This is a genomic window from Natrialba taiwanensis DSM 12281 (assembly GCF_000337595.1).
Lineage (GTDB): Archaea > Halobacteriota > Halobacteria > Halobacteriales > Natrialbaceae > Natrialba > Natrialba taiwanensis.
The window spans coordinates 1-25,912 of record NZ_AOIL01000032.1 but is presented as its reverse complement, the minus strand read 5'-3'; the positions used below and the strand labels follow the sequence as shown (position 1 = coordinate 25,912).

At 62.6% G+C, this 25,912-nt stretch carries 18 protein-coding genes and 2 pseudogenes; 13 read left to right on the top strand and 7 right to left on the bottom strand.

The features are described 5' to 3' along the window. Positions 1-55: 55 nt before the first annotated feature. The 3 genes from C484_RS09085 to C484_RS09075 all read right to left on the bottom strand — a co-directional run bounded on the left by C484_RS09085 (position 56) and on the right by C484_RS09075 (position 3,210). Positions 56-526: a universal stress protein gene (locus C484_RS09085; protein WP_049915242.1), complete on the bottom strand. Its 471-nt coding sequence runs from the start codon at positions 524-526 to the stop codon at positions 56-58. A 215-nt stretch (positions 527-741) separates the two neighbouring features. Next, a complete protein-coding gene (locus C484_RS09080; RefSeq protein WP_006825638.1) occupies positions 742-1,875 on the bottom strand; it encodes a mandelate racemase/muconate lactonizing enzyme family protein in 1,134 nt (377 codons plus the stop codon). Between the two features lie 84 nt (positions 1,876-1,959). Beyond that, positions 1,960-3,210, bottom strand: coding sequence for a mandelate racemase/muconate lactonizing enzyme family protein (locus C484_RS09075; protein ID WP_006825637.1), 1,251 nt, complete (start codon positions 3,208-3,210; stop codon positions 1,960-1,962). Between the two features lie 616 nt (positions 3,211-3,826). Here C484_RS09075 and C484_RS09070 point away from each other — a divergent pair. The 4 genes from C484_RS09070 (at position 3,827) to C484_RS09055 (ending at position 8,740) form a co-directional block, all read left to right on the top strand. Beyond that, positions 3,827-4,762, top strand: a complete 936-nt coding sequence (locus C484_RS09070) for a dihydrodipicolinate synthase family protein (RefSeq protein ID WP_006825636.1) — start codon at positions 3,827-3,829, stop codon at positions 4,760-4,762. Between the two features lie 213 nt (positions 4,763-4,975). Beyond that, the gene (locus C484_RS09065; protein WP_006825635.1) at positions 4,976-6,097 is read left to right on the top strand and encodes a pectinesterase family protein; all 1,122 of its coding nucleotides are present in this window, start codon (positions 4,976-4,978) and stop codon (positions 6,095-6,097) included. Positions 6,098-6,151: 54 nt separating this feature from the next. Beyond that, the gene (locus tag C484_RS09060; RefSeq protein ID WP_006825634.1) at positions 6,152-6,874 is read left to right on the top strand and encodes a ThuA domain-containing protein; all 723 of its coding nucleotides are present in this window, start codon (positions 6,152-6,154) and stop codon (positions 6,872-6,874) included. 216 nt (positions 6,875-7,090) lie between these two features. Then, positions 7,091-8,740, top strand: a complete 1,650-nt coding sequence (locus C484_RS09055) for an RICIN domain-containing protein (RefSeq protein WP_006825633.1) — start codon at positions 7,091-7,093, stop codon at positions 8,738-8,740. A 109-nt stretch (positions 8,741-8,849) separates the two neighbouring features. Here C484_RS09055 and dgoD read toward each other — a convergent pair whose 3' ends face one another. Then, positions 8,850-10,028 carry a galactonate dehydratase gene (gene dgoD / locus C484_RS09050; protein ID WP_049915214.1) on the bottom strand — a complete coding sequence of 393 codons (1,179 nt, stop codon included), beginning with the start codon at positions 10,026-10,028 and terminating at the stop codon, positions 8,850-8,852. A 140-nt stretch (positions 10,029-10,168) separates the two neighbouring features. Here dgoD and C484_RS09045 point away from each other — a divergent pair, with 140 nt between their 5' ends. After that, positions 10,169-10,531 carry a DUF4147 domain-containing protein gene (locus C484_RS09045; protein ID WP_239640950.1) on the top strand — a complete coding sequence of 121 codons (363 nt, stop codon included), beginning with the start codon at positions 10,169-10,171 and terminating at the stop codon, positions 10,529-10,531. A gap of 130 nt (positions 10,532-10,661) precedes the next feature. Next, positions 10,662-11,600 (top strand): LLM class flavin-dependent oxidoreductase, encoded by a 939-nt coding sequence (locus C484_RS09040; RefSeq protein WP_006825630.1) that lies wholly within the window; start codon positions 10,662-10,664, stop codon positions 11,598-11,600. Between the two features lie 47 nt (positions 11,601-11,647). Here C484_RS09040 and C484_RS24615 read toward each other — a convergent pair. Continuing rightward, positions 11,648-11,821 (bottom strand): annotated as a pseudogene (locus C484_RS24615) (SDR family NAD(P)-dependent oxidoreductase); the annotation flags it as partial. 229 nt (positions 11,822-12,050) lie between these two features. Here C484_RS24615 and C484_RS09035 point away from each other — a divergent pair. The 7 genes from C484_RS09035 (at position 12,051) to C484_RS09005 (ending at position 21,849) form a co-directional block, all read left to right on the top strand. Then, positions 12,051-13,859 (top strand): ABC transporter substrate-binding protein, encoded by a 1,809-nt coding sequence (locus tag C484_RS09035; RefSeq protein ID WP_006825628.1) that lies wholly within the window; start codon positions 12,051-12,053, stop codon positions 13,857-13,859. A 157-nt stretch (positions 13,860-14,016) separates the two neighbouring features. After that, positions 14,017-15,831 carry an ABC transporter substrate-binding protein gene (locus C484_RS09030; protein ID WP_049915213.1) on the top strand — a complete coding sequence of 605 codons (1,815 nt, stop codon included), beginning with the start codon at positions 14,017-14,019 and terminating at the stop codon, positions 15,829-15,831. 89 nt (positions 15,832-15,920) lie between these two features. Next, entirely contained in the window at positions 15,921-16,115 is a 195-nt protein-coding gene (locus C484_RS09025) for a hypothetical protein (RefSeq protein ID WP_006825626.1), read from the top strand. A 138-nt stretch (positions 16,116-16,253) separates the two neighbouring features. Continuing rightward, positions 16,254-17,246: an ABC transporter permease gene (locus C484_RS09020; protein ID WP_193364808.1), complete on the top strand. Its 993-nt coding sequence runs from the start codon at positions 16,254-16,256 to the stop codon at positions 17,244-17,246. After that, positions 17,243-18,385, top strand: coding sequence for an ABC transporter permease (locus C484_RS09015; RefSeq protein ID WP_006825624.1), 1,143 nt, complete (start codon positions 17,243-17,245; stop codon positions 18,383-18,385). Before C484_RS09020 ends, C484_RS09015 begins: the two co-directional genes overlap by 4 nt. A gap of 1 nt (position 18,386) precedes the next feature. Next, the gene (locus C484_RS09010; RefSeq protein WP_006825623.1) at positions 18,387-20,705 is read left to right on the top strand and encodes an ABC transporter ATP-binding protein; all 2,319 of its coding nucleotides are present in this window, start codon (positions 18,387-18,389) and stop codon (positions 20,703-20,705) included. Between the two features lie 205 nt (positions 20,706-20,910). Then, the gene (locus tag C484_RS09005; RefSeq protein WP_049915208.1) at positions 20,911-21,849 is read left to right on the top strand and encodes a dihydrodipicolinate synthase family protein; all 939 of its coding nucleotides are present in this window, start codon (positions 20,911-20,913) and stop codon (positions 21,847-21,849) included. Positions 21,850-22,723: 874 nt separating this feature from the next. Here the strand turns inward: C484_RS09005 and C484_RS08995 are convergent. Continuing rightward, positions 22,724-24,556, bottom strand: a complete 1,833-nt coding sequence (locus C484_RS08995; RefSeq protein ID WP_006825620.1) for an IucA/IucC family protein — start codon at positions 24,554-24,556, stop codon at positions 22,724-22,726. A gap of 23 nt (positions 24,557-24,579) precedes the next feature. After that, positions 24,580-25,890, bottom strand: a pseudogene (locus C484_RS08990) (lysine N(6)-hydroxylase/L-ornithine N(5)-oxygenase family protein); the annotation flags it as partial. Positions 25,891-25,912 lie beyond the last annotated feature (22 nt).

Below are 25,912 nucleotides of genomic sequence, written 5' to 3'. Positions count from 1 at the left end.
AAATACCGATCCAACCAAACACTCACTCCATCACGGTACCAGTCCAGCCGAATACTCACTCCATCATGACGGTCACCGGCCCGTCGAAGTTCAACAGCACGCGCTGGGCGATGTTCCCGAAAATCGCCTTGCCCGTCGGCGAGCGCTTTTGCCCGACGAGGAAGACGTGATCACACTCCAGGCGGTCGGCCGCCGCGAGGATCGCATCGTCGCGCTCGTCGTCCGGCGTGATGACGACCTCGGCCTCGACATCGACATCGATGTCGGCGTCGACCTCCGACAACACGTCCTCGCTGAACTCGCGGGCGAACTGCCGCGTCATGGCAGTCGCGTCGGTATCCTCGAACGTGGTCCCCTCCATCTCCTCGACCCACTCGATCGCGTCGTTGCCATCTTCGGCCGCCTCAGGGGTCGTCCACGCGAAGACGATGAGTTCAGCGGCCCCATTGCGAGCGAACTGGCTGGCTTCGGTGAGCAGTCGTCGGTGCGCGTCAGTGTCGTCGATAACGACAAGTGCACGTTGCATACACGTCATCTGGGCGGGCGGTCTGATAAAAGTACCTCCGAGTCGAGGCTCGACGGACTGGACCGGCGTTGAACGGAGGGTGAGCCGGCGGTCGGTGCCAGTCTCGAATCTGTAGGATGCAGCACTCGATCCGGACCGGTCAGACGGTCTGTCGTACCGGTTCTCGGCGCAACCGCAGACGGTCGCGGGTGTGCCGGACCTGACAGCAGTCCGTCTCAGTCGGCGCGATACCGCTCGAGCGCCGCCTCGTCGATATCGATCCCGAGTCCCGGCGACTGCGGGACGGTGATCGTCCCACCGGCCGGATCGAACGGCGTCTCGAGCAAGTCGCTTCGCAGCGGGTTCTCGCTGCGGTCGAACTCGATCAGCATCGGTTCGGGCACGTGGCGCGTGTGGGGGTACGACGAGACGCTGGCGGCGAACTGGATCGCGGCGGCCATGCCGACGGCGCTGTTCCAGATATGGGGTCTGACAGCGACGTTCTCGGTCGACGCCATGCCGGCGATCAACCGCGCCTCGGAAAGCCCGCCGCAGCGACCGAGGTTCGGCTGGACGATATCGACCGTTCGGTCGTCGATCAGCTCCTTGAACGCGAACCGGCCGTAGTGGGCTTCACCGGCCGCGATGGGGGTATCGATTTTGGATCGGAGCTCGCGGTAGCCCGACCGGTTCTCCGGGGGCACCGGTTCCTCGATCCAGGTCACGTCGTACTCCGCGATGGCCCGCGCGGATTCGAGCGCCTGATGGGGGCGGTAGTTACCGTTCATGTCGACCATCAAGTCGGCGTCGGGGCCGAGGATCTCCCGCGCCGTCCTGACGCGTTCGATATCGTCCGCGAGTCCGGACCCGATTTTGATTTTTGCGGCGGTAAATCCTTCCACGACGGCCTCGCGGATCGGATCTTCGATCGGACGATCCGCCTCGGTGAAGTACATCGTCGACGCATACGGCGTCAACTGCGAGCACTGCGTTCCGCCGAGCAGGCGGTGAATCGGTCGGCCGACGGATTTTCCGATGATGTCCCAGCAAGCGACATCGATCGCGCTGACCGCGCTCTGGACGAAGACGTCACCGCCGAAGTGGTAGGGATCGGTGTAGGAGAGGTCGGCGAGCGACTCGACAGCGAACGGGTCCATCCCGAGCACGTCGTCGGCGAACAGTTCCTCGATGGTCGCCGTCGCGATCGGTCCGGGGGCGAACGCCTCGCCCCAGCCGACGGTTCCGTCGTCGGTCTCCAGTCGCACCACCGTCGTTCCGCGATCGGTTCCGAATCCCCGCGAATCGCCGAGGCCGTGACCCTCGGGGAGCGAATGCGCGAGCGGAATCGCGCGAATATCCGTAATCTCCATGGCGTGTACGAGAGACTACCACACAATATAGCTTGCGTTGACGGGAACGCCAGACGTACTCGACGGCAGCCCGAATCGGCACGATTACGCCGTCTCGCCTTCGTAGTGGAACTCCGTCCACGGCCCCTCGACGAACGGATACTCCTCAAGTACGTCGAGATCGACCTCGACGCCGAGCCCCGGCGCATCCGAGACGGACAGGCGACCGTCCTCGATGGTCGGCCGCCCCTCGATGATGTCGAACGCCAACTCGAACGGATACATACCCGGATCGACCGCCGCCTCGCCGAGCGCCGGATCGTCCTCGAAGACGGGATACTCGAGCAGCCGAACCTCCGGGGCCGCGGCCACGAGATGGGCATTGGCCTGCAACCCGAGCCAGGTGCCGAAGTTGTGCGGAACGAACTCGACCTCCCGGCCGGCACAGAACTCGATGGCATCTCGGCAGCCGGTAAAGCCCTCGTGGTGGCGAACGTCTCCCTGCAAGAACTCGACGCCGCCGGTCCGTCCGAGGTCGGCGAGCGCGGCGGGCGAGGACTCGCTCTCACCGCCAGCTAGCGACGCACCGGTTTCAGCTAAGTCAACGTAGCCGTCGTGATCGGCGGGTTCGACCGGCTCCTCGATCCAGTAGGCCCCCTGCTCGGCCGCGTGGTCGACGAGTTCACGAACGGTATCCCGACCGTACCCGTTCTCGAGTTTCCACCAGGTGTGGGTGTCGAGCATGAACTCGGTTTCGTCGAGCGCGTCGGCGAGCAGGTCGATCGTGCGGCGGTCGGCGTCGGGGCCGATTCCGGGGCGGTACTTGTAGCCAAAGAAGCCGAGCGATTCGATCGCGGCGGCCTGTTCGGCGTATCCCTCGGGTTCCATGTACATCCCCGCGCTGGCGTACAGGGGGATCTCCGTCGTTGGATCGGTCTCGTACTCCTCGGCCAGGAGGTCGTAGACCGGCGCGCCGAGTTCCTTGCCGCGAATATCGTAGAGAGCAACATCGATCGCCGAAATCGCCTCGGTACGAAGGTGTGCCGGGAGGCTGGTCGCCGCGAGCAGGTCGCGGGCGGAACGGATGTCGTCGATCGATTCGCCCTCGAGTGCGGGTGCGACATCGGTCTCGATGACATCGGCGAACGTCCCCTGGGAGTCGCCCTCGAAGTACTCGCGCATAGCGGAGCTACTGGCCCCGGCCGTCGCAACCCCCTGGTGCCCGGCTTTCGTTTCGACGACGACGAGGACGACATCTCGTTTGCGAAGGCGGCGCGTTCCACCGAAGAACGGTCGTTCCTGCACCGGTTCGATCGGCGACGAAAGGGCGTACCCGCTCACCGTAGTGATGTGCATACACACCGCATCCACCGCCTGACCTATAAATCATCCGCGTGGCTCCCCTCTCGTCGCGTTCCCGCGCCGAGAACGGCTGCGAGAGCACGGTCGCGTGACGAGACGCTCGAAAAGAACTCGTCCGGTGCTGGCGACGAGGCAGACAGCACTACTATTGATCCGCGTTCATTCCATTCTTCGTACAGAAACTGTTCTCGAGAGGGGAACAATATGTAATACGATAACGAGATTGCTGTGAGACAGTACCACGGCATAACAGCGGCTAACAGTTCGTTTCATAGCGTTTCGCGAGTTCAGAAGCGAAAATTTCAACGGCGACAATCGAACGCGACCGCGAATCAGATTCTGCTGCTCCAAATCGGTCGTTTCAGGGCGGTATGATCGGCTAGAGGGAAGAAAAGTGGGAGTGGCGGTCGGTAGCTCCAAAAACGGACGGACGTAACCTCGTCCGTTCGCGAGGCGTTCCAGCGACTCACAGCGACAATTACGTTTGTACTCCTGTAATGTTCCCCAGGAGGGAACAGACAACCGTTGCGCGGACGGTGAGGCGGGTTCGGCAAGCGGGGACTGGCGAACCGAACACTTTTACAGAATGCTGGTCTCTCTCCGAAGGAGTATGCTGAAAGACGAGTTCAGAGAGCTCAAAGAGCAGATAGCCGGTGGTATCATTCCCGCGACGGCGAATCCATGGACGCCGGAGTACGAACTGGTGGAAGCCGATCTCAAGGGCCACGTCGATTCGCTCGTGTCTGTCGACGGGATTGAGGCGGTCATCGCGAACGCCCACACCGGCGAGACGAAGATGCAAGACGAAGAGACCTACCGGCGGGTCATCGAGACGCACGTCGAGGCGGCGGGCGACACGCCCGTGTTCGCCGGCGTCTACGGCGAGAGTTCGATCGAGGCGGCGAAACTGGCCCAGACGGCCAAGGATGCCGGTGCGGACGGCGTCATGTTGTTGCCCCTCGACGTCTACGCCCACCAGATTCCCCAGGAAGCGATCAATCACTTCGAGTACGTCGCCGACGCGGTCGATATGCCGTTGATCAACTTCCAGTTCCCGACCTGGGGGAGTCCGGGGCTCCCGATCAGCGCCCACGTCGAAATCTGCAAGCTGCCGCACGTGATCGCGTTCAAGGAGGCCTCGTTCGACCCGATTCGGTACGACCGGACGATCCGTGCGGTCGATCACCTTCGGGACGACTGCACGATCATGACGGGCAACGATACGTTCCTCATGCACGCCTACGAGCTGGGTGCCGAAACCGGGCTCATCGGGTACGCGAACCTCGTGCCCGATCTCCACGTGGAGAAGATCCGGGCCGTCCACGACGGCGACATCGAGCGCGCCCGCGAGATCCGCAAGCGGCTGTTGCCGCTGACCAACCACATCTTCGGGGAGCCGGAGGGGCGCTACCGCGCCCGCACGAAAGCCGCCCTCCAGATGCAGGGCGTCTTCGAGCACGATACCGTCTTGCCCCCGCAAGAACAGATCGATCACGAGGAACGCGAGGACCTCCGACGGATTCTCGACGACCTCGACCGGCTGTAACCGCCGTTTGGTCGGTTTCTCGTCGTTTCGAGAACGGAGAGCACGGTGGATTCGACCGAACGGGCTTCGAGCGGGACCGAACGCCACGGTGACCCGCTCGAATGCGTCGTGTCGGCGGTTCCTGTCCGCCGTCTAACGGCCATGAATTCGAACGAAACGTATCTTTCTCGTCAGATGAATAGATTTAATACAAGTTGTGTGGAGGTCGGTGCCATGGCAGATACCGACAGCCATAGTGAGCGGAGTGTGCTACGGAGACGACTACTGGCCGTCGCGGGTACCGGCGTACTCGGCGCGATGCCCGGCTACAGCAGCACCAGTGGATCGGCTCCCGGGACGAACGCGACGGCCGCCACCGACGGGGGCCGCGATATCGCTGCCGCGAACGATATCGAATCGAACGGACGCCCCAGTGATGATGACTACGATATCGTCGTCGCACAGGACGGCAGCGGCGACTACGAAACCGTACAGGCCGCGATCAATGCGGTGCAACCGAACTCGTCCGAGGAGACGCGGGTGTACATCAAAACGGGTCGCTACAAGGAGAAACTGGAGCTCCCCGAGGATCGGATCAACGTGACGTTCGTCGGCGAGCGCGTCGAAGACACGGTACTTACGTACGACGATCACGCCGACAAACGCGACGAAAACGGCGAGGAAATCGGCACGAGCGGTTCCTCAAGTTTCTTCGTCTGGGGAGACGAGTTCAGCGCGAGGAACGTCACCTTCGAGAACGACGCCGAGCCAGTCGCACAGGCAGTTGCGATCCGCATCGACGCAGATCGGGTGTCCTTCGATAACTGCCGGTTCCTTGGCAATCAAGACACCCTCTACAACTTCGGGCGCAGGACGCGCCAGTACTTTACGGACTGCTACATCGAGGGCGACGTGGACTTCATCTTCGGCCGCGCGACGGCGTTCTTCGACGACTGCACCATCGTCTGTACGGACGAGGGATTCATCGCAGCGCCCGCCCAGCCGGACGATGTCGCACACGGGTTCGTGTTCAAGGACTGCGACATCCTCGGTGACGCGCCGAGCCAGTCCGTCTACCTCGGGCGGCCGTGGGAACCGTACGGACAAACTGTCTACATCGATTGTGAACTCGGCGATCACATTCGCCCGGTGGGGTGGGAGCCGTGGGACGAACCGGAGCACGGCGATAAACGGGAGACGGCCTACTTCGCAGAATACGACAACGACGGTCCGGGGTACACGCCCGAACAGCGCGCAGACTGGAGCCATCAGCTCTGCGAGGACGAGGCTGCAGCATATACGGTAGAAAACGTACTGAACGGGTGGGACCCCCAGAGCGGGACGAAACAGCGCTAATCCGGACAGCCGAGGACAGAGGACTTATCCCGAATCGACGGAAACACCGTGGACATGCCAGTACAGGTCACCGTCTGGAACGAGAACGTCCACGAACAGGAAGAGCCAGCAGTCGCCGACCGCTACCCGGAGGGGATTCACGGCGCGATTGCAGATGCGGTCGCCGACGACGAGCGAACCGTCCGAACGGCCACGCTCCAAGAGCCGGATCACGGACTGACCGAATCCGTCCTCGCTGACACCGACGTCCTCCTGTGGTGGTCTCACTGCGCGAACAGCGAGGTCGCCGACGAGGTCGCGGACCGCGTCGTCGACCGCGTCCACGAGGGCATGGGCTTCGTCCCGATTCACTCCGGGAAGAACTCGAAGCCGTTTACGCGCTTGATGGGGACCACCTGTAACATCAAGTACCGACACGGCGGCGAGACAGAACAGCTCTGGGTCGCGGATCCGGGCCACCCGATCGTCGACGGCCTCCCGGAGTCGTTCGAGATTCCCGCGACGGAGATGTACGGCGAACCCTACGACGTTCCGGAACCGGACCGGACCGTCTTCATCTCCTGGTTCGAAGGCGGGGAAGTGTTCCGCTCGGGCGTCTGCTATCGCCGCGGCCGCGGACGTATCTTCGCGTTTCGGCCTGGCCACGAGGAGTATCCCATCTTCCACCAGGACGAGGTCCGAACGGTCCTCGATAACGCCGTCGAGTGGGCCGTCCCGACCGACGGAAGTGAGGCGGTGTGGGGCGAAGTTGAACCGGCCGAACCGCTCGAAGACTGATCGTTCGCCGCCGCAGATTGCCGTTCAGGTCCACCCTTCTAGCTGGGCCCCCTTCGATACCGAAGCAACGGCGTAAACTGAATCCGAGAGTTGGTAGGTATTGGTTATTTTCAGGAAAAATTATTTATGGGGCAGTGTTGTTTCTCGGGGTGCGGTACCATGAGACAGACGAGACGAACCTATCTGAAAGGCACGGCAGCATCGGCACTCCTCAGTATGGGAGCGCTCGGCGGACTCACGGGGTCGGTAACGGCCCAGTCCGGCGGGAGTTCACACTTCGGCCTCGACGACGGCTTCGCGGATACGTCGTGGTTCGACGACGATGTCGACGTCTACACGATTACCGAGCCGACCCGCGCGGCCGTCGAAGCGGCGTTTCACGCCAGCGGCCCGCGGCTGGTGGTCTTCGAAACCAGCGGGACGATCGACCTCGGCGGCGAAACCTTACAGATTACGGAAGACAACTGCTGGGTCGCGGGGCAGACGGCCCCCTCGCCTGGCATCACGTTCATCAAGGGCATGGTGCAGGTCGACGCCAGTAACTGCGTCGTCCAGCACGTCCGGTCGCGGATCGGCCCCGGCGACGGCTCGATTCAGGGCAACGACGCGATCAACACCCAGGACGATACCCAGAACAACGTCCTCGACCACGTGACCGCCTCGTGGGGCGTCGACGAGTGTCTCTCGGTCGGCTACGATACGCAGGCGACGACGGTCACCAACTGCCTCATCTACGAGGGGCTGTGGGACCCCTACGGCGACGAGGCGGACCACAACTACTCGACGCTCATCGGCGACGGCGCGTCGGAGGTCACGTTCGCGGGGAACGTCTGGTCGAAAACTCGCGCCCGGATTCCCAGACTCAAGAACGACACCGAAACGGTCATCGTCAACAACTTCGCGTACTTCTTCGACGAATCGGCGAACGCCGACAGCTCGGCCGTCACGAGCTTCGTCGGCAACGCTTACACGGGACTGACGGACACCGGCGACCAGATTCTCGAGGGCAGTCCAACGGCCTACTACGCGGACAACTACACCGCCGATCCGCCCCAGGACGACGACACCGACTTCGCCGGCACCGACAGCGAGAGTTCACCGCCGCTATGGCCGAGCGGCCTCGACGAGTTGGCCGCCGGAGACGTCGAAAGCCACAACCTCGCCAACGCTGGTGCGCGACCGGCCGACCGAACGGGCAACGACGATCGGATCGTCCAGGAAATTCAGAACCGCGCCGGAAACGACCGCCTCGATTCGCCCTACGAATACTGGGTCGGCCACCAGGACGAGGTCGGCGGCTATCCCGAACTCGCGGTCAACACGCACTCGCTCAGCGTACCCGACAGCGGGCTGCGCGAGTGGATTGCGGGCTGGGCGCAATCCGTCGAAGGAGGGCAATCACCACCTGACGACGGTAACGGCGGCGACAGCGGCCCGATTCCGACGGGGACCTACGAAATCGCGAACGTCAACAGCGGCAAACTCCTCGAGGTCGCAGACGGCGATACCACAGACGGCGCGAACGTCCAGCAGTGGGGAGTGACTGAGCATCCGACGCAGCAGTGGTACGTCGAAGCGGTCGGTAACGGGGAGTATCGACTGGAGAACGAAAATAGCGGCAAGCGCCTCGAAGTCGCAAACGGCGAAACCGTCGACGGCGCAGCCGTCCAACAGTACGCGGCGACTGATTGTGACTGCCAGCGGTGGTACATCAATGACGACGGAAACGGAGAGTACACGCTCGAGGCCGTCCACAGCGGGAAACTTGCGGATGTTGAGGGCGCATCGACGAGCGACGGCGCAAACGTTATCCAGTGGCCGGACACCGGCGGGGCGAACCAGCGCTGGACGTTCGAGTCGGTATAACTACGTGGTCGGGTAATCCCGATCGGTCGCGTCACTCACCGCGCACTGCTCACCAGCAAGCCTCATCTCTCACCCCTCACCTCACTGTTCGCTACTCATCGCTCGCTACTCACCGCTCGCCAATACTGCCGTCGGCGCGATGTCCCGGCGACCGGTCGAAACCCAGATCCGTTCCCGCGAGTTCACGAACGCGATCCTCGTCGATTTCGATGCCAAGTCCGGGGCCGTCTGGAACGTCGAGGAAGCCGTCGGTCAGGTCGAACACGTCGTCGTCGTTTTCGACGTATCGAATCGCCTCCGCATCGTCAAGGATGACCTGCTCCTGAATCAGGGCGTTCGGTGCGATCGCGTCGGTCTGGAGCGACGCCGCAAGCGCCAGCGGCCCGATCGGACAGTGGGGCGCGATCGAGGCATCGTAGGTTTCGGCCATGTCCGCAATCTTCTTCGTCTCGGTGATGCCGCCCGCGCTCGAAACGTCCGGCTGGACGACATCGACCGCGTCCGCCTCGAGAATCGGCCGGAACTCCCAGCGGGAGTAGAGCCGCTCTCCCGTCGCGATTGGGGCCGTCGTCCCCTCGGCGAGCCGAGCGAGTTCGCGGTCGTGTTCCGGCGTTACCGGCTCCTCGATGAACAGCGGGTCGAACGCCTCGAGTGAACTCGCAAGCCGGCGGGCCATCGCTTTCGAGGTGCGGCCATGGAAGTCGAGCGCGAGGTCGACGGACGGGCCGATCGCCTCGCGGACCGCGCCGACGAGTTCACGCGCACGCTCGACGGTCGCCGGCGTGTCGATGGGTTCGAGTCCGCCCGTCGGGATCAGCTTCACGGCGGTGTACCCGGCCTCGACGGCGTCGCGTGCCTCCGCGGCGGCAGCGGCCGCCGGGTCCGAAACGCCGTCTTCCCCGTGGGCCCTGACGTGTCGATAGGTCCGGATGCGGTCGCGGGCTGGGCCGCCCAGCAACTCGGCGACAGACATGCCGGCGGCCTTTCCCTTCAGATCCCAGAGGGCCTCGTCGATGCCGGCGATGGCGCTCATGTGCACCGGGCCGCCGCGGTAGAAGCTGCTTCGGTACATCGCCTGCCAGAGGTACTCGATGCGACTGGGATCCTCCCCGAGGACGTACTGGTGGAGCAATTGATCGACCGCGTTCTTCGTCGCCGGTTCGCTGTCGCCCGCGAAGTGCCACTTCGTGTAGACCTCGCCCCAGCCGACCCGGCCGTCGCTGGTCTCGAGTTTGAGAAACTGCCACCGCGGTGGCACTGCGTAGAGTTCGTAATCGGTAACGCGCATGCAGTGGCGATGCGAGCGGGCAGGTATTGAACGTTCCGACGGCGAGAAGACTGCGACGAGTCCCGGGTTGCCGGCGAGTTCGCTTCGAACGAAGAACGACGGAGAAACGGTGGACAGCCGTCCCACACCTTGAAACCGATGTGCTGCGAACTACCGGCTACGAGCACATGGGAACGCACAACCACGATATCGCCGACCGGCGAACCACGGCGGTCGACCGTCTGATTGCGGGAATCGACGCCGCCCATCCCCGCCGCGTCGTTGAAGAAACGGTGACGCTCGAAGACCGGGGCCGGACGCTCGTCGTCGACGACACCCGGATCGATCTCGCGGCCATCGACGACGTGCTTGTCGCGGGCGGCGGCAACGCCGCTGGGTACGTCGCCGCGGCGCTCGAATCGATCCTCGGCGACGAACTCGTTCGAACCGGTGCGACAGGGACGAACGTTAACGACCTTCGGATTCTCGTCCTGGACGAACCGGACGGCTATGACGCCGAGTAGCGGAGTAGCGATACGCAGGTGACGGAGACGAGGCTGTACGCGGTCACGCGGACACCGATTCCACGACGCAGCGTCACCCCGCCAACAGAAAATGTAAATACGTGCTGCTCGCACTGTCACATCGTAGCGTATGAAATTCGGGATTTTCCCAGTCGAAGGCGGACAATCGTGGGACGGCGTCGTCGAACAGTGTCAACTGGCCGAACGGGTCGGCTTCTCGTCCTGCTGGGTCAACGACCACCAGGCGACCGAGGGCGACAACTACTGGCCCTCGCCGCTGACGCGACTGACCAGCATCGGCACCGGAACCGAGGAACTCGAACTCGTCACGTCGGTGTTGATCCTCCCGCTCTACCACCCGTTGCACGTCGCACAGCGGGCGGCGATGCTCGATAACATCTCGAACGGACGGCTCACGCTCGGCGTCGGCCTCGGCTACGTCGAGGAAGAGTTCGAGGCGTTCGACGTCCCGATGGACGAACGGGCGGGGCGCATGATCGAGGGACTGCGATTCCTCGACGAGTTCCTCTCCTCGGACGAGCCGATTTCCTTCGAGTGTCCGTTCTTCGAGGTCGAGGACTGGCAGCCGCTGCCCGAGACCGTCCAGGAGCCCCGACCCGACCTCTGGGTCGGCGGCTGGGGCGACAAGCAGATCGCCCGCTCGGTGCGGTTCAGCGACGCCTGGGTACCCGGCGTCGTCGCCGACCTGGGGATCGTCGAGGACCGCAAGGAAGCCCAGCGCGAGCACATCGCAGACAGCGACCAGAAGTGGGACGAGATCGAATTGCTCAGATCGGAAGAGCGGTTCAGCANGCTCTTCCGATCTGAGCAATGCGAGTTCTCCCACCCGCTGATGAACGCCGACGCCGTCGAAAACTTCGACGAACTCGCCGACGACCGGTTCATCTACGGCACGCCCGAACAGATCGTCGAGCAGATCGAATCGATCCGCGAGCGCTTCCCGCTCGATCACCTCACGCTCCGATTCCACCACTCCGGGATGCCGAAAGAACTCGTCGAGAAGCAGATTCGGTTGTTCGGCGAGGAGGTTATCCCTGCGTTCGAGTGATCGAGCGACTGCGACACCGTTGCGACACCGTTCGAGAGCCTCGTCGGTCAATCGAGTTCCGCGTCGGGACCCCAGGCGTCGGCGAGCCAGCCGCCGTCGGCGCGGATGACCTCGCCGGTCATGTAGTGATCGCCGGCAGCGAGAAAGCTGACGCAGTTTGTGATTTCGTCCATCGTGTCGAATCGATCGAGCGGCGTCCGATCGCGGACATCCGCATCGGTGTAGCCGGCGGCTTCCTGGGTTCGGTCGGTGATCTCCGGACAGACGAACCCCTGTGGCGATGCCGTTGTTCGAACCGGTAACGACGACTGTTCGCTCGTCCATCGATGGAGGAGTGGACGGACCGGTGGGAAAACGTTTCGGCATTAGCCGAGCGACGAGTCCGTCGAGAGGGAGACAGCGGTCCGAGTGCGGGGTAAAGTTAAGTACGACTGTCTGGCAGTAGAGACTATGCCAGACGGTGACAAACAGTGGCAACAGCCGAGTCGGCGCGACGTGCTCAAGTACGGAACTGCGGGCGGGGTTTCCATCCTCGCCGGGTGCCTCGGCGGTTCGAATAGTACCGATCGATTTCGCATGTTCGATGCGGAGACCAGCGGCGCACTGCCGTCCCAGCGCCACTGCAATCCCTGGAACTTCGCACAGCGCGGGGCGTGGCACCCCGGGGCGCTCGTTCACGATCGGCCCGTCGTCTATAGCCCCGCTGCGGACGAGGTGTACTCGTTGATCGCAACCGACTGGGAGATGGTCGACGACACGACGCTCGAGTTCACCTTTAGCGACGAGTGGACCTGGCACGACGGCGAGCAGGTCGTCGCCGACGACTGGGTGATGCAACTGCAGCTAGCGCTTGGCATCATGGAGTATCAGGCGGAAGACAGCGAGCGACCCCACCAGTTCATCGAGTCGGCGGAAGCGGTCGACGAGCGGACGGCCCGCGTGTCGTTGTACGACCCGTTGTTGTCGACCTATGCGGTGCGAACCGCAGTTGCGGATCTCGTGGGAGACGAGAGCCGGGGGATCTTCACGCAACACACTGACGACCAGTGGGCCGACTGGCATCAGCGGCTCCACGAGGGCGACGAGGCGGAAACCGTCGTCGAGGAGATCACGACGACGAACTATCCGTTGCTCGAGGAGGTCGTCGGCAACGGCCCATTCGAAGTCGCGGATGTCGGTGACAACGCCGTTGTTTTCGAGCGCTACGATGACCATCCGAACGCCGACAATCTCAACTTCGAGTCGTGTTCGGTACACGTCTTCGAGAACGACGATCCGACGCAGCCGTACACGAGCGGAGAAGTCGACGCCGCCCACATCCAGTTTCCGGTCGAAGACGACGTCAAATCCCAACTGCCCGAGGAACACACGCTCGTCAGGGAGAACTTATCGATCAACCTGCTGTTTACGTTCAACTGCGGGAACGACGTCAGCTACGACACTCCATTCGAGAGCGCGAACGTCCGCAAGGCGGTCTGTCACGTCTTCGACCGCCAACAGGTCGTCCAACTGCTCGAGGGCGTCAACCGCATGTTCGAGTGGCCACCCTGTCGCGTCCCGGGAAGCGTTCTGGACGAGGGCTCGCACGACGCCGCCGACTGGGTCGAAGACTTCACCCTGTACGGCCGGAACGACACCGATCGCGCCGCCGAACTCCTCGAAGCGGAGGGGTATCAGCGCGACGACGGCAAGTGGTTCACGCCCGACGGCGACCGATTCGAGATCGACATTATGAACGGAGCAGACCGGAAGGATATCGGCGTCCTCAGAGAGAACCTGGAGAACTTCGGCATCGGGACGAACCAGGAACAGGTCGATGACGCGACGTTCGACGAGCGTCGGCACGCCGGCGAGTACGACATGATGCCCGACAGATCCTCCGCAAACGGCGTCGTTCCCCTCTGGGGACTCGACCTCGTCCCCCGATGGCTCCAGTCGATCGCTCACTTCGAACTCGAGACGGAGATTCCGATGCCGGTTGGTGATCCCGACGGCGCGGACGGAACGAAGACGATCAACGTCGAGGAACACATCAATCAGTGGCAGGTCACCGATGAGAGCGAGTATCACCGGGAGCTGATGTGGTGGTGGAACCAGACGGTTCCCCAGATGGAAGCGATGTTCCAGCCCGACGCCGGCGCGTACAACGCCGCCGACTGGACGCTCGACGCGCCCGAGGGCATCATCGATGGTACCGAGGACGCGCTGTACCTGATTCCGAAGATGGAAGACGCCACGATGGAATACACCGGGCAATAACGGACGCTGACTGCTCGACAGCAAGCTGGAAGCGACGGACAGCCGGAGATCAAAAGCGAGTTCACCGTCGGCGGTGGCGTCGTCGGTCGCCGGCGGTGGGACGAATATTGTACTTTTTATAGTTAACTATATGTACCACCTTCCAACATTAGGGAGTATGCCAGAGGGTAACAGCTGGCGGAGCAGTGGATTGAACCGGCGAGATGTACTCAAATACGGTGCTGCGGGTGGAACGGCGTTGATGGCGGGGTGTCTCGGTGGTTCGAGTAGCACCGATCGATTCCGTGTGTTCGACGCAGAAACCAGTGGGACGCTACCGTCCCAGCGTCACTGTAACCCGTGGAATCCGACGCAACGCGGGACGTGGCATCCGGGGGCGCTCATCTACGACCGGCCCGTCGTCTACAGCCCGTCGGAGGACGAGGTGTACTCGTTGATCGCAACCGACTGGGAGATGGTCGACGACACGACACTCGAGTTCACCTTCAGCGACGAGTGGACCTGGCACGACGGGGATCAGGTCGTCGCCGACGACTGGGTGATGCAACTGCAGATGTCACTGGAGATTCTGGACTACCAGGCGGAAGACGGCGAGCGGCCCCACCAGTTCCTCGAGTCGGCGGAAGCGGTCGACGAACAGACGGCCCAGATTACGTTCCACGATCCGCTGTCGACGACGGCTGCGGTTCAGAACGTCGTCGCCGACCTCGTGGGCGACGAGAGTCGCGGAATATTCACCAAACACACCGACGATCAGTGGATCGACTGGCACGAACAGCTCCGGAATAGCGACGACGGAGAGATGGAGGGCGTCTTAGAGGAGATTACGACGACATCGTATCCGTCGCTCGAGGATGCGGTCGGGAACGGGCCGTTTCAGGTCGCCGATATCGGGGACAACGTCATGGTCTTCGAACGGTACGACGACCATCCGAACGCCGGCGAACTCAACTTCAGCGAGTACTCGGTACACCTCTACAATAACAACAACCCGACGCAGCCGTATGCGAACGGCGAGATCGACGCCGCCCACACGCAGTTCCCGGTCGAAGACGACGTCAAATCCCAGTTACCGGAAGAGCATACGCTCATCAAGGAGGGGTTCTCGACGAACAAACTGTTCACGTTCAACTGCGGGTACGATGTCAGCTACGACACCCCTCTCGAAAGCGCGAACGTCCGCAAGGCGATCTGTCACGTCTTCGACCGTCAACAGGTCGTCCAACTGCTCGAGGGCGTCAACCGCATGTTCGAGTGGCCCCCCTGTCGCGTTCCCGGGAACGTCCTCGATAACGGCTCGCACGACGCCGCCGACTGGGTCGAAGACTTCACCCTGTACGGCCAGAACGACACCGACCGCGCCACCGAACTCCTCGAGGAAGAAGGATTCCAGCGCGACGACGGTGAGTGGTATACATCCGATGGAGACCGGTTCGAAGTTGACATCATGAACGGGACCGAGCGGAAGGACCTGGGCGTCCTCAAAGAGAACCTGGAGAACTTCGGCATCGAGACGAACCAGGAACAGGTCGACGACGCGACGTTCGACGAACGTCGGCAGGCGGGCGAGTACGACATCATGCCGGATGGCTCGTCGGCGAACGGGATCAGGGCGCTCTGGGCGCTCGATCTCGTCCCGACCTGGGTCCAGTCGATCTCGCACTTCGATCCCGACGCGGAAATTCCGATGCCGATTGGTGACCCGGACGGATCGGATGGGACGAAGTCGATCAACGTCGAGGAGCACATCCGTCAGTGGCAGGTCACCGGTGACGACCAGTACCACCAGGAACTGATGTGGTGGTGGAACCAGACGGTCCCCCAGATGGAGGCGATGTTCCAACCCGATGCCGGCGCGTACAACGCCGCCAACTGGACGCTCGACGCGCCCGAGGGTATCATTGATGGCACCGAAGACGCGTTGTATCTCATTCCGAAGATGGAGGGAGCGACCATCGAGTACAACGGGTGATACCGACGACCGTCGAACGCTGCTACCGACCCCGAGTTCGTTCAGGCGCTCAGACGAACGTTTATTAGCATCGGTACAAACGTCTTCGCATGGGATTCCTGCAGGCTATTTCACAGATCGTCCTCGGCGTCAACTTCGTCTTCCTCCTCCTGTTGGGGTTCTCTCTCGTCTTTGGCGACCCGGGAACGGGGCCGTACGTCGTCGCGCAACTCGCGCTCATCCCCGTCATCCTCTCGCTCGCGGGAAGCATCGCCGTACTCTATACCGGCTGGGAGCCGTTCTAACGCCGGCCGATACCGACCACCGCTACCCGAAAGTGGAATAGAGGAGACACTAGGGAACGGGGTCGGCCATAAAAATAATAATATATGTTATACGATTGCAAACCTTGATTACGAATTGTTTTGAACAGCTATACATCCATGCTAACAGTGGACTGGCGTGTCAGGCGATTAGGGCAAGCGGTCTTCACCGTGTGGGCCGTTCTCACACTATCGTTCGTGTTGATCCGGATGATGCCCGGGAACATTATGGGCGCGATGATTACGCGGATGACTCAACAAGGTATCAATCCGGGTCGCGCGCGTGAACTCGTCGAGCTTCGCATGACGATCGATCCGGACGAACCGCTTCTCACGGCCTACGGAAACTATGTTGTGGACACGCTGCAGGGTAATCTTGGACAGTCCGTCTACTACGGCGAGCCGGTGACGGATGTGCTCGCGGGAGCACTGCCGTGGACGTTGTTCGTCCTGAGCTGGGCCGTCTTCATCAGTTTCTTCATCGGCATCACCGTCGGCGCGCTGATGGCCTACTGGGAGGGCGGAAAGTTGGACGTTGGACTCACCTCGTATGCCGTCTTGATGGGGTCGATCCCGTTTTACGTGCTCGCGATCCTCCTGTTGATCTTCCTGTCGTACCGGTACGGACTGTTTCCAAACGGCGGCCGCCAGCCGATTGGAGCCGACCCGGGATTCAATCTGGTATATATTAGCGGGATCATCCACCACGCAGCCTTACCGATCATCTCGATGTTAGTCGCCTCCGGCGTCGCCTCCCTCGGCATGCGCGGAAACAGCATCCGCGTGCTCGGCGAGGACTACCTTCGCGTCGCCCGTCTCCGCGGCCTCTCCGACATCACCATCTCGACCCAGTACGTTGCTCGTAACGCCGTACTACCGATGTACACGACGCTGCTGATCAGCATCGGCGAGATGTTCGGCGGTTCGATCGTCCTCGAACAGGTGTTCCAGTATCGCGGCCTCGGCTGGTACATGCTATCTGCCACCCATCAGCGCGACTACCCGCTCATGATGGGTGGCTTTATGATCATCACGCTGGCAATCGTTACCGCACTGCTGCTGGCCGACCTGACCTACGGCTACGTCGACCCGCGTGCACGGAGGACTCAATGACTCGAGAATCACCCAGTTCAACCGAATCAGCGGACGACCACGAAACGAATACCGACACCAAATCGACGCTCAAAACCGAACGCAACGGGACAACCGACAGGCCCGTCGCAACCGACGGCGGCAACGTGAACTCGCCGTTCGAAGTCGTCTCGGAGTTCGAAGAAACGCGCCGCGATCGCTATCGAAAGCTGTACGATGCCTACGTCTACGCGCCAGTTTCGATCATCTGGCGCGACTGGCGGGCGCGGATCGGATTGACGATCGTCCTTCTGTACCTGTTGACGGGAACCGTCGGAACGATGCTCGTCGAACCGACGAACGTCACCGAAGGACCCGCCCTCGTCAATCCGTTCGAGAACGCAGAGTACATCCTCGGCACGGATGCACAGGGTCGCGACCTGCTCTCGCAGACGGTTCACTCGACAGCAACGATCCTCAAGATGGTCGTCTCGGGAGCGGTCTGTACCGTCGGCATCGGGACCACCGTCGGCGCTATCGCCGGGTACAAAGGCGGCATGGTCGATACGGTCCTGAGTTCGATTACGGACGTCTTCATCAACATCCCCGGCTTCCCGCTCGTGATGGTCCTCGGACTCATGTTCTCCGATGCCATTCTCGGGAATCCGTACGCAGTCGGCGTGCTGTTGAGCGTCGCGGCGTGGGGCGGACTCGCTCGCGCCATCAGATCCCAGATGCTCACGCTCCGAGAAGAATCGTTCGTCGAAGCATCGCAGGCGATGGGAATGCGTACCCACACGATCGTCTTCAAGGAGATCATCCCCCACCTGATGCCCTACGTCGTGATCAACCTCACCAACGCCGGTCGACGGGTTATCTTCGAGGCCGTCGCCCTGTACTACCTGGGCATCCTGCCGTTCGAGAACCTGAACTGGGGGAGCACCCTGAACCTCGCCTACGAAGCGAACGCCCACGCACGGCCCGGCGCACTGCACTGGTTCCTCGTTCCCATGGTCGCGATCGTCTTCATTTCGATCGGACTCACCCTCCTCGGGCAGTCGCTCGACCGCGTGTTCAACCCCCGCGTTCGCGCCCGACACGAAAAGACGACTTCCCCGGCCGACCCTGAGGGCGACTCCGACGACACGACGAACACGAACGACATGATGGGAGGTATCTAACATGACTGTCTCAGAAACCGCACACCACGGTCTGGACCAAACCGATTCGATCCTGGAAATCCGGAACGCGTCCGTCACCTTCGACATGGACCGCGGAGAATCCCGCGTCCTCGACGACGTCGACCTGGACATCCAGCGAAACGAAATCCTCGGCGTCGTCGGCGAGAGCGGCAGCGGCAAATCGATGCTCGCCTCCGCGCTCCTCGATGCCATCGTCGATCCCGGCGTTCTCTACGGCGACATCACGTACTACCCCGCAGACGGAGGGCCGGTCAACGTCCTCGACCTCGACAAACAGGGACTCAAAGAACTCCGCTGGGAGGAGATTTCGATGGTGTTCCAGGGCGCAATGAGCTCGTTCAACCCCATCCGCAAGCTCCGCACCCACTTCGTCGAAACCCTCGACGCCCACGACTACGACATCGACGAGGGTATGGAACGAACGTGGACCATTCTCGAGGACCTGTATCTCGACCCCGAGCGCGTCCTCGATTCCTATCCGCATGAACTCTCCGGCGGCATGAAACAACGCGCGCTGATCGCGCTCAGTCTGGTCCTCGAACCGGAAGTCCTGGTGATGGACGAGCCCACCGCCGCGCTCGACCTGCTGATGCAGCGATCGATCATCTCGCTCATCCAGGAGATCAAGGCGGAGTACGATCTGACGATCGTCTTCATCACCCACGACCTCCCGCTCGTCGCGGACATCGCGGACCGCATCGGCGTGTTGTACGCCTTCGAGTTCGTCGAACTCGGGCCGACCGACGAAATCCTCGAAGACGCGGCCCATCCCTACACGCGATTGCTCCTGAAGTCGACACCGAATCTCAACGCGCCGATCGAGACGATGCAACCGGTCGAGGGCAGCGCGCCGGACCCGGTAAACGTCCCCGCCGGCTGCTCGTTCCACACCCGCTGTCCGCTCGCCGACCAGCACTGCCGCGCCGAGGACCCCGTGGCGTACGAGGTCCATTCGAGCCATCACGTTCACTGTCACCACTGGGAAGACGCGCGCAAAGACATTCCGATGAGTTACGAGATCGACGACGCAGAACTCGACGACGGACAAACGGCGAGGGAGACGCCCGAGACGATCGCCCAAACTGCCTCAACAACGTCACCGTCAATGTCACCGTCGACCGGCACTCCCGCATCAACGTCGGCTGAGCCGGTCGTCTCGCTCGATAACATCGAAGTTCACTTCGAGAAAGAGCAGGGCTTTCTCGACATCTTCTCCGAACCCGACGTGGTCGAGGCCGTCGATGGCGTCTCGCTGGATATCTACGAACAGGACGTCGTCGTCCTCGTCGGCGAGTCGGGCTGTGGCAAGACGACGCTCGGCAAAACGACGGTCGGCCTGCAAGAGCCTACCGGCGGAGAGATTACGTACCGGGGGCACAGTATCTGGGACGTCAAGGAAGGCAACGAGAACGGCATCTCCTGGGGCGAGATCCGCCAATCGCTCCAGATCGTCCATCAGGACCCCGGCAGCGCACTGAACCCCCACCGACGCGTCAAGGCGAGCCTCGAAGCCCCCCTCAAACGGTGGCACGACGACCTCGACGGCAACGACCGCAAACAACGGATTCTAAGCCTGCTCGAACACGTCGGCATGACGCCCCCCGAAGACTACATCGAGCGCTACCCGCACCAGCTCAGTGGCGGCGAACAACAGCGCATCGCGCTCATTCGGGCAATGCTGATGAATCCCGACCTCATCATGGCCGATGAGCCGGTCAGCGCCCTCGACGTCTCGCTGCGCGTCGAAATGATGGATCTCATGATCCAGCTCCAACAGACGTTCGACACGTCGTACCTGTTCGTCTCGCACGACCTCTCGAACGCCCGGTACATCGCCGAGAAAACCGGCGGCCGAATCGGCGTCGTCTACCTCGGCGAACTCGTTGAAATCGGTCCGCCGGAACAGATCATCCACAACCCACAACACCCCTACACGCAAGCCCTTTGCTGGGCCACGCCTGAACTCGGCGTCGACACGGATGCAGCCGACTCGCCGATTCGAAAGATCGACATTCCGGACCCCACCGATCCACCGAGCGGCTGTCGCTATCACACCCGGTGTGCAAACGCCCGCGAAGTCTGCAAAACGCAGCGACCGGAGTCGTTCAGCGTCCCGGACGAGGATGTCCACAACGCCGCGTGTTTCCGGGTTACGGACGACCACGAATACTGGTCCAGTGCGTCGATCACCGACGACGAAAGCAACGGGAAAGCGGCGGCTGCCGAAGAACCGGCAGCGACGGACGGCGGTGACGACACGAACGGTGGCGCGTCTGAGTCGCTCACGAAGGACGACTGAGGGATGATCGGGGGTCGGTTTCGGATACCGCTGCTCTCGATCAGATGAAGGACCCGACGCACGTGATCGCGAAAAACGTCTGCAGAGGCGGTCGTACAGCAGGGCGTGGCATCATCGTTCTGGTTTGCCAGATCACACAACCGAAACGACCGTCTCGTGGCGGCCGGGCGATGGATTTATACTATCCGCGATACATCGACACGCTATGTCATTGTCAGCGCAGCAGGTGCGGAGCCACCTCCGTGGCGTCGCCGTTGGACTCCTGACGCCGTTCGACGACGATCTCGAAATCGAACACGAAAAACTTGCAGAGAACGCCCAGAATCTCTATCAAGAGGGGATTCGGACCTTTCTCTCGGTTGCGAACATCAGCGAGTACCATTCGCTCTCGGAGAGCGAACGCGTCTCGGTCGCCGAGACGAGCGTCGACGCGCTTCCGTCCGATGCCTGCGTGCTCGCCGGCGTCGGCGGCAGCACGGCGGCGGCACAGGACCTGATCCGGGCCTACGACGGGGTCGGTGTCGACGCGTTGATGGTTATGCCGCCGGATCACACGTACCTTCACGAACAGGGACTACTCGAGTACTACCGCGACCTCGCGTCAGTCACGGAAACACCGCTCGTCCCGTACGTCCGCGGCTTCGATCCCTCGGTCGAATACCTCGCCGCCCTCACTCGCGTCGAGGGCGTCATCGGCATCAAATACGCCCTCGAAGACCCCGTCAAACTCGGCGCGGGCATCGCCGCCGGTGCTGACGATGTCGTCTGGGTCGACGGCCTCGCGGAGCCGTTTGCGGTCTCCTTCTGGGCGGAGGGCGCGGAGGGCTTTTCCGCCGGCGTCAGTAACTTCCGCCCGGAAATCGGCCTCGAACTCTTCGAAGCGCTCTCCGACGGCGACTGGGAACGGGCCTGCCAACTGCGAAACGTCTGCCTGCCCTACCAGAACTTCCGGAGCGAAACCGGACAGCAAAACGCCATTCCCGGCGCGATCAGCGTCTCCGCGGTCAAAAAGGGACTCGACCTCGCTGGCCTCCACGGCGGCACCGTTCGCGAACCGATCCGACCGCTCGCCCCCGAGGAAGCGGACAAAGCCGAGCAACTGTACGCCCAACTCGACGACGACATCGAATCGCTCGTTCAGTAAGCAGCCAGCCGCGACCGGATAGCGCCACAAAGCGGTGCAATAGCTCCAGCCCAGCTACGGTTCTGGAACGGTGACTCAACCGAGTCAGTGGAAACGGTTGCGGTCGCCTGCGATGCCGCGAGAACGAAACGACCTCGTGAGTCGCTCAGCTACGACGGCCCCACCGACGAGTTCACGAATACTGACGGGACGTTCCCGGACGGGGAACAGCGACCGTTCCGTGATTCTAGGCGATACGGCGACCTGAGAGGCTGTCGTGCTCGGTCGCTCACGCGTCGCCAGCTATCGATGGCCCCGATTTGTGATCGGATCACGGATCGGGGCTCCGAGGGCAGAAAAAGAGCGATTCGGTCGTCGGGAACGATCAAGACCAGAACGACTCCCTCGAAGCGCCGAGCCGAGTCGGAACGGCGGATTTGGCAACGCTGAACTCGAGTGGAGAAGGAGATGTTCGGAGGAGCCGCGAGTCGTGGTTGCCAACGGCCACGTAGCCGAGCTGTTCCCGGTACGGGAACAGTCGAAAGGCGCGACGAGTTCGGACCGCGCGGCGAATAGCAAGTGACGAGCGCACGATCCGCGGACCGCCTCGAAAAGCGCACAGTGTGGTTGACAGGGCGGTTCCGGGTGACAATTGGTGGAGTCGGACGGCGTTCGGTACCGGAAGCATATAGATGAGAGCGTCCTCGTCAGTCGAGCGATCTGAACTCGTGTGAAGCGCCAGTATCGTTCCCGAGATGGGAATAGATCGCTCGTACCCAGCAAACGATTACACCCATACGGTTGTAAAACGGGTCGCGCTACCGAGCGGTGTGGCTGGAGCAGAGCACGGAAAAGTGACCGCCCGAAATGCTATGGGACGACGGGTGGCGCGTTCTCAGTCGTCGGACTTGGCGACGGCGTGCACGGAATCGTCCGCAGCCACCTCGTAAAGCGCGTTCGTGACGGTTCCGTGCTCTGAGGCGTGGGGACGCCCGGGTGCGTCGTCGTAGCCGTAGTCGAAGATGCGATTCCGGTTGAGGGTGAGTTTCGTGAACTCCGGCTGCAGTAGGTCGAACAGCTCGAATCGGTCCTCGAGTTCGGGGAACTGCGCCTGGTAGTCGAGGATGGCCGTTCTCGCGTGGGTCCAGAACGCTTCCTCGGGGTAGTCCTCGTGGGTTTCGAGGATGTCGGCGACGTACCGGAGGACGCAGACGAACAGGCCGGAGAAGATGAACTGGCAGAGCCCCTCCGGCGGTTCCTTCCGGAGGACCTCGTGCATCTCGTCCGGGAGCGCCTCCAGTTCCGGCAGCGGCTGGTCGCTCACGTTCACGTCGTCGACGAAGTCCTTGACCGCCAGCCGGGTCGGAACGCCGTCCTTGACGACGAGGATGGTGTTCTGACCGTGCGGGGAGAACACCGTCCCGTAGCGATAGAGGAAGTGCAACAGCGGCGGGAGGACCGTGTCAAAGAACGTCTCGAGCCACTCGTCCGTCGTGAGTCCGGACTGTTCGACGAGGCGGGCGATGTAGGGTTCGCCGTCGCCGTCGACGTGCATCAGCGCCGAGAGCGTGATTGCACGCTCATCGTCCTCGAGGAAGGTGTAGATGGACTCGCGCCAGACGGCACCCAGCAGTTCGTGGTACTGGTACGGCGAGTTCTCGATGTCGGTAAAGTCGCCGTGGTCGTAGTTGATGCCGGCGATTTCGCCCGGCAGGATGAGTCCCTGCTCCTGAAGGAACGCGTCGTCTTCGTAGATTCCCTTGATGTACTCGGTGACGGTCGGCGCGAGTTCGGTTCGCTCGCCGGGGAGGCCGCGCCAGACGAGCGTGTTGAGGATGCGCATCGGGACCTTGACGTGGTGTTTCTCGGCGTCGTCGATGTTGACGAAGGTCCGGACGGACTGCTGGGGGAGGTACGCGTCAGGCCCCTCGCCGAGTGGCACGATATCGTCGGCGGCGATGTCGTCGGGGAACAGCGGCACGATGCTGTTGTCCCACTGCCAGTCGTGGACCGGCAGGAAGTAGTAGGCGTCCGGATCGAGCCCCTGTGCGGCGAGTCGATCGCGGAACTCGTCGTAGCGAGCACCCAGTTCGGTGCGGACGAGCGAATCGTGATCGACCGCGTCGGTGGCGACGAAGGTCGCTTTCTCCCGGCGCACGGCGACCCACGAGAGCGTGACCGGGGTCTGGCGCTCGGGCGCGTACTGGCGGTAGTCGTCGTACCCCCAGCCGAGGCGGCCCTTGTTGTAGGTGATCCAGGGGTGGCCGTCCATCTCGCCTTCGAGGTGAGCGTAGTCGAGTTCGAGAGGATCGAACTCGTCTCGCTCCCGTTGACGTGCCTCGACGTGGGCGTCGGCGAGCAGCGTCCGCTTGTACTCGCGGACGAGATTTCCCTCCGTCAGCCCGTCCAGCGACGTCGTCTCACCGAGGTCGCGAAGCAATCGAAGCGGGTCCGAAAGGGGTGTCCACTCGTCGTCCGCACGTCGTTCGACGGTCTCGCCGTCGACGTGAAGGCTGTCCATCAGGCGTTCGGTTCCCTCGAAGCGATACGCCGCGTCGCCGAGGTCGAATCGGTAGGTGTTGCGGTCGTCGCCGCTCGCCACCACCCGCGGCGCGATGATCTCCTCGTACGCGAACTCCGCGAGCATCTTCGTCAGCAGCCGCCGTTCGGCGGTTTCCCAGACATCCTGCTCGAGTGCGTGCTGTAGCGTCGGATCGTTCGGATTCATAGTGTCGTGTCAATTACCTCGCATTAGTCGTTCTGCGTCGGCGGAGACGGACGACTCGGGTCCGCTCCTGAACTCGATTCGCTCCCGTTTCCGTGCCGGCGGGAGGCATTCGGTGCTCGTTCGACGAACTGTTCGACGGCGAAATCCTGGTAGACGGTGTCCGCATCCTCGGGGTAGGCCTCGCGACCGACCAGCCGATTGACGAACCGCGTGTTGCGATAACAGCCGAGGCCGAGATCAGGCACGCCGACGCCGTGGGTGTGCATCTCGGCGTTCTGCAGGAAGATATCCCCCGCCGCGTCGATCTCGAGGCGATGATCCGCCGTCACCTCGAATCGGCCCTGCTCGTCCCAGCCAATAACGTCCGCGAGCGGATCGAGAAAGTCCGGAATCGGCCGTTCGTAGCCCGTACCGAGGACGACCACCTCGCTCTCGTGAACGAACGACTCCTCGGCCTGCCACTGGTGGCAGTCGAGCGCGTACTGGGCCCCGTCTCCGACGGCCTCGATATCCCGAACCTCGGTCATCGCGAAGAGACCGACGTCGGGGTCCCGGTCGCCGATCGACCGCCGGTAGAGCAGATCGTATATCTCGGCGCTCGTCCCCGGATCGATCCCCTTGTAGAGCAGTTCCTGCTCCGGGATGAACTCGTCTTTGACGTCCTGCGGAAGGTCGTAGACGTAGCGGTCGTACTCGGGCGTGAAGTGTTGCAGCCCGAGCTTCGAGTACTCCATCGGGAAAAAGCCATCCGACCGGGTCAGCCAGTCGAGACGGTAGTCGTTGTCGGGATCCGCCTGGCGCTCCAGCAGATCCTGGAACACCTCGGCGGCGCTCTGCCCGGAACCGACGACGGTGACCGAGTCGGCCTCCAAGACCCGCTCTCGGTTGCCGCGATAGGTCGCCGTGTGGAACACGTCGCGCTCGGGATGGCCCTGCAAATGGTCCGGAATCTGCGGTCGAGACCCGACGCCGAGCGCGAGGTTCTCCCCCCGGTACTCGAAGCGCTCGCCCGTCTCCGGATGCGTCGCCGTAACGACGTAGTGCCCGTGCTCGTCGTCCCACCGAACCGCCGTCACATCGCGTCCGAATCGACAGCTCTCGAGTTCAGCGACGACCCAGCGCAGGTACTCGTTGTACTCCCGCCGGGGCACCTGGAACGTCTCGTAGAAGTAGAACTCGTAGAGTCGGCCCGTCTCCCGCAGGTAGTTGAGGTAACTGTAGGGGCTCGTCGGGTCCGCGAGCGTGACGAGGTCCGCGAGGAACGGCACCTCGAGGGTCGCCCCCTCGAGCAACATCCCTTCATGCCAGTTGAACTCGGCCTCGCGCTCGAGAAAGACGATTGCTCAGATCGGAAGA

What these genes read in the sequence shown, in the direction of transcription:
- C484_RS09085 (WP_049915242.1), bottom strand. Translation starts at nt 526, where the DNA reads ATGCAACGTGCACTTGTCGTTATCGACGACACTGACGCGCACCGACGA.
- C484_RS09080 (WP_006825638.1), bottom strand. Translation starts at nt 1,875, where the DNA reads ATGGAGATTACGGATATTCGCGCGATTCCGCTCGCGCATTCGCTCCCC.
- C484_RS09075 (WP_006825637.1), bottom strand. Translation starts at nt 3,210, where the DNA reads ATGCACATCACTACGGTGAGCGGGTACGCCCTTTCGTCGCCGATCGAA.
- C484_RS09070 (WP_006825636.1), top strand. Translation starts at nt 3,827, where the DNA reads ATGCTGAAAGACGAGTTCAGAGAGCTCAAAGAGCAGATAGCCGGTGGT.
- C484_RS09065 (WP_006825635.1), top strand. Translation starts at nt 4,976, where the DNA reads ATGGCAGATACCGACAGCCATAGTGAGCGGAGTGTGCTACGGAGACGA.
- C484_RS09060 (WP_006825634.1), top strand. Translation starts at nt 6,152, where the DNA reads ATGCCAGTACAGGTCACCGTCTGGAACGAGAACGTCCACGAACAGGAA.
- C484_RS09055 (WP_006825633.1), top strand. Translation starts at nt 7,091, where the DNA reads ATGGGAGCGCTCGGCGGACTCACGGGGTCGGTAACGGCCCAGTCCGGC.
- dgoD (WP_049915214.1), bottom strand. Translation starts at nt 10,028, where the DNA reads ATGCGCGTTACCGATTACGAACTCTACGCAGTGCCACCGCGGTGGCAG.
- C484_RS09035 (WP_006825628.1), top strand. Translation starts at nt 12,051, where the DNA reads ATGCCAGACGGTGACAAACAGTGGCAACAGCCGAGTCGGCGCGACGTG.
- C484_RS09030 (WP_049915213.1), top strand. Translation starts at nt 14,017, where the DNA reads ATGCCAGAGGGTAACAGCTGGCGGAGCAGTGGATTGAACCGGCGAGAT.
- C484_RS09025 (WP_006825626.1), top strand. Translation starts at nt 15,921, where the DNA reads ATGGGATTCCTGCAGGCTATTTCACAGATCGTCCTCGGCGTCAACTTC.
- C484_RS09020 (WP_193364808.1), top strand. Translation starts at nt 16,254, where the DNA reads ATGCTAACAGTGGACTGGCGTGTCAGGCGATTAGGGCAAGCGGTCTTC.
- C484_RS09015 (WP_006825624.1), top strand. Translation starts at nt 17,243, where the DNA reads ATGACTCGAGAATCACCCAGTTCAACCGAATCAGCGGACGACCACGAA.
- C484_RS09010 (WP_006825623.1), top strand. Translation starts at nt 18,387, where the DNA reads ATGACTGTCTCAGAAACCGCACACCACGGTCTGGACCAAACCGATTCG.
- C484_RS09005 (WP_049915208.1), top strand. Translation starts at nt 20,911, where the DNA reads ATGTCATTGTCAGCGCAGCAGGTGCGGAGCCACCTCCGTGGCGTCGCC.
- C484_RS08995 (WP_006825620.1), bottom strand. Translation starts at nt 24,556, where the DNA reads ATGAATCCGAACGATCCGACGCTACAGCACGCACTCGAGCAGGATGTC.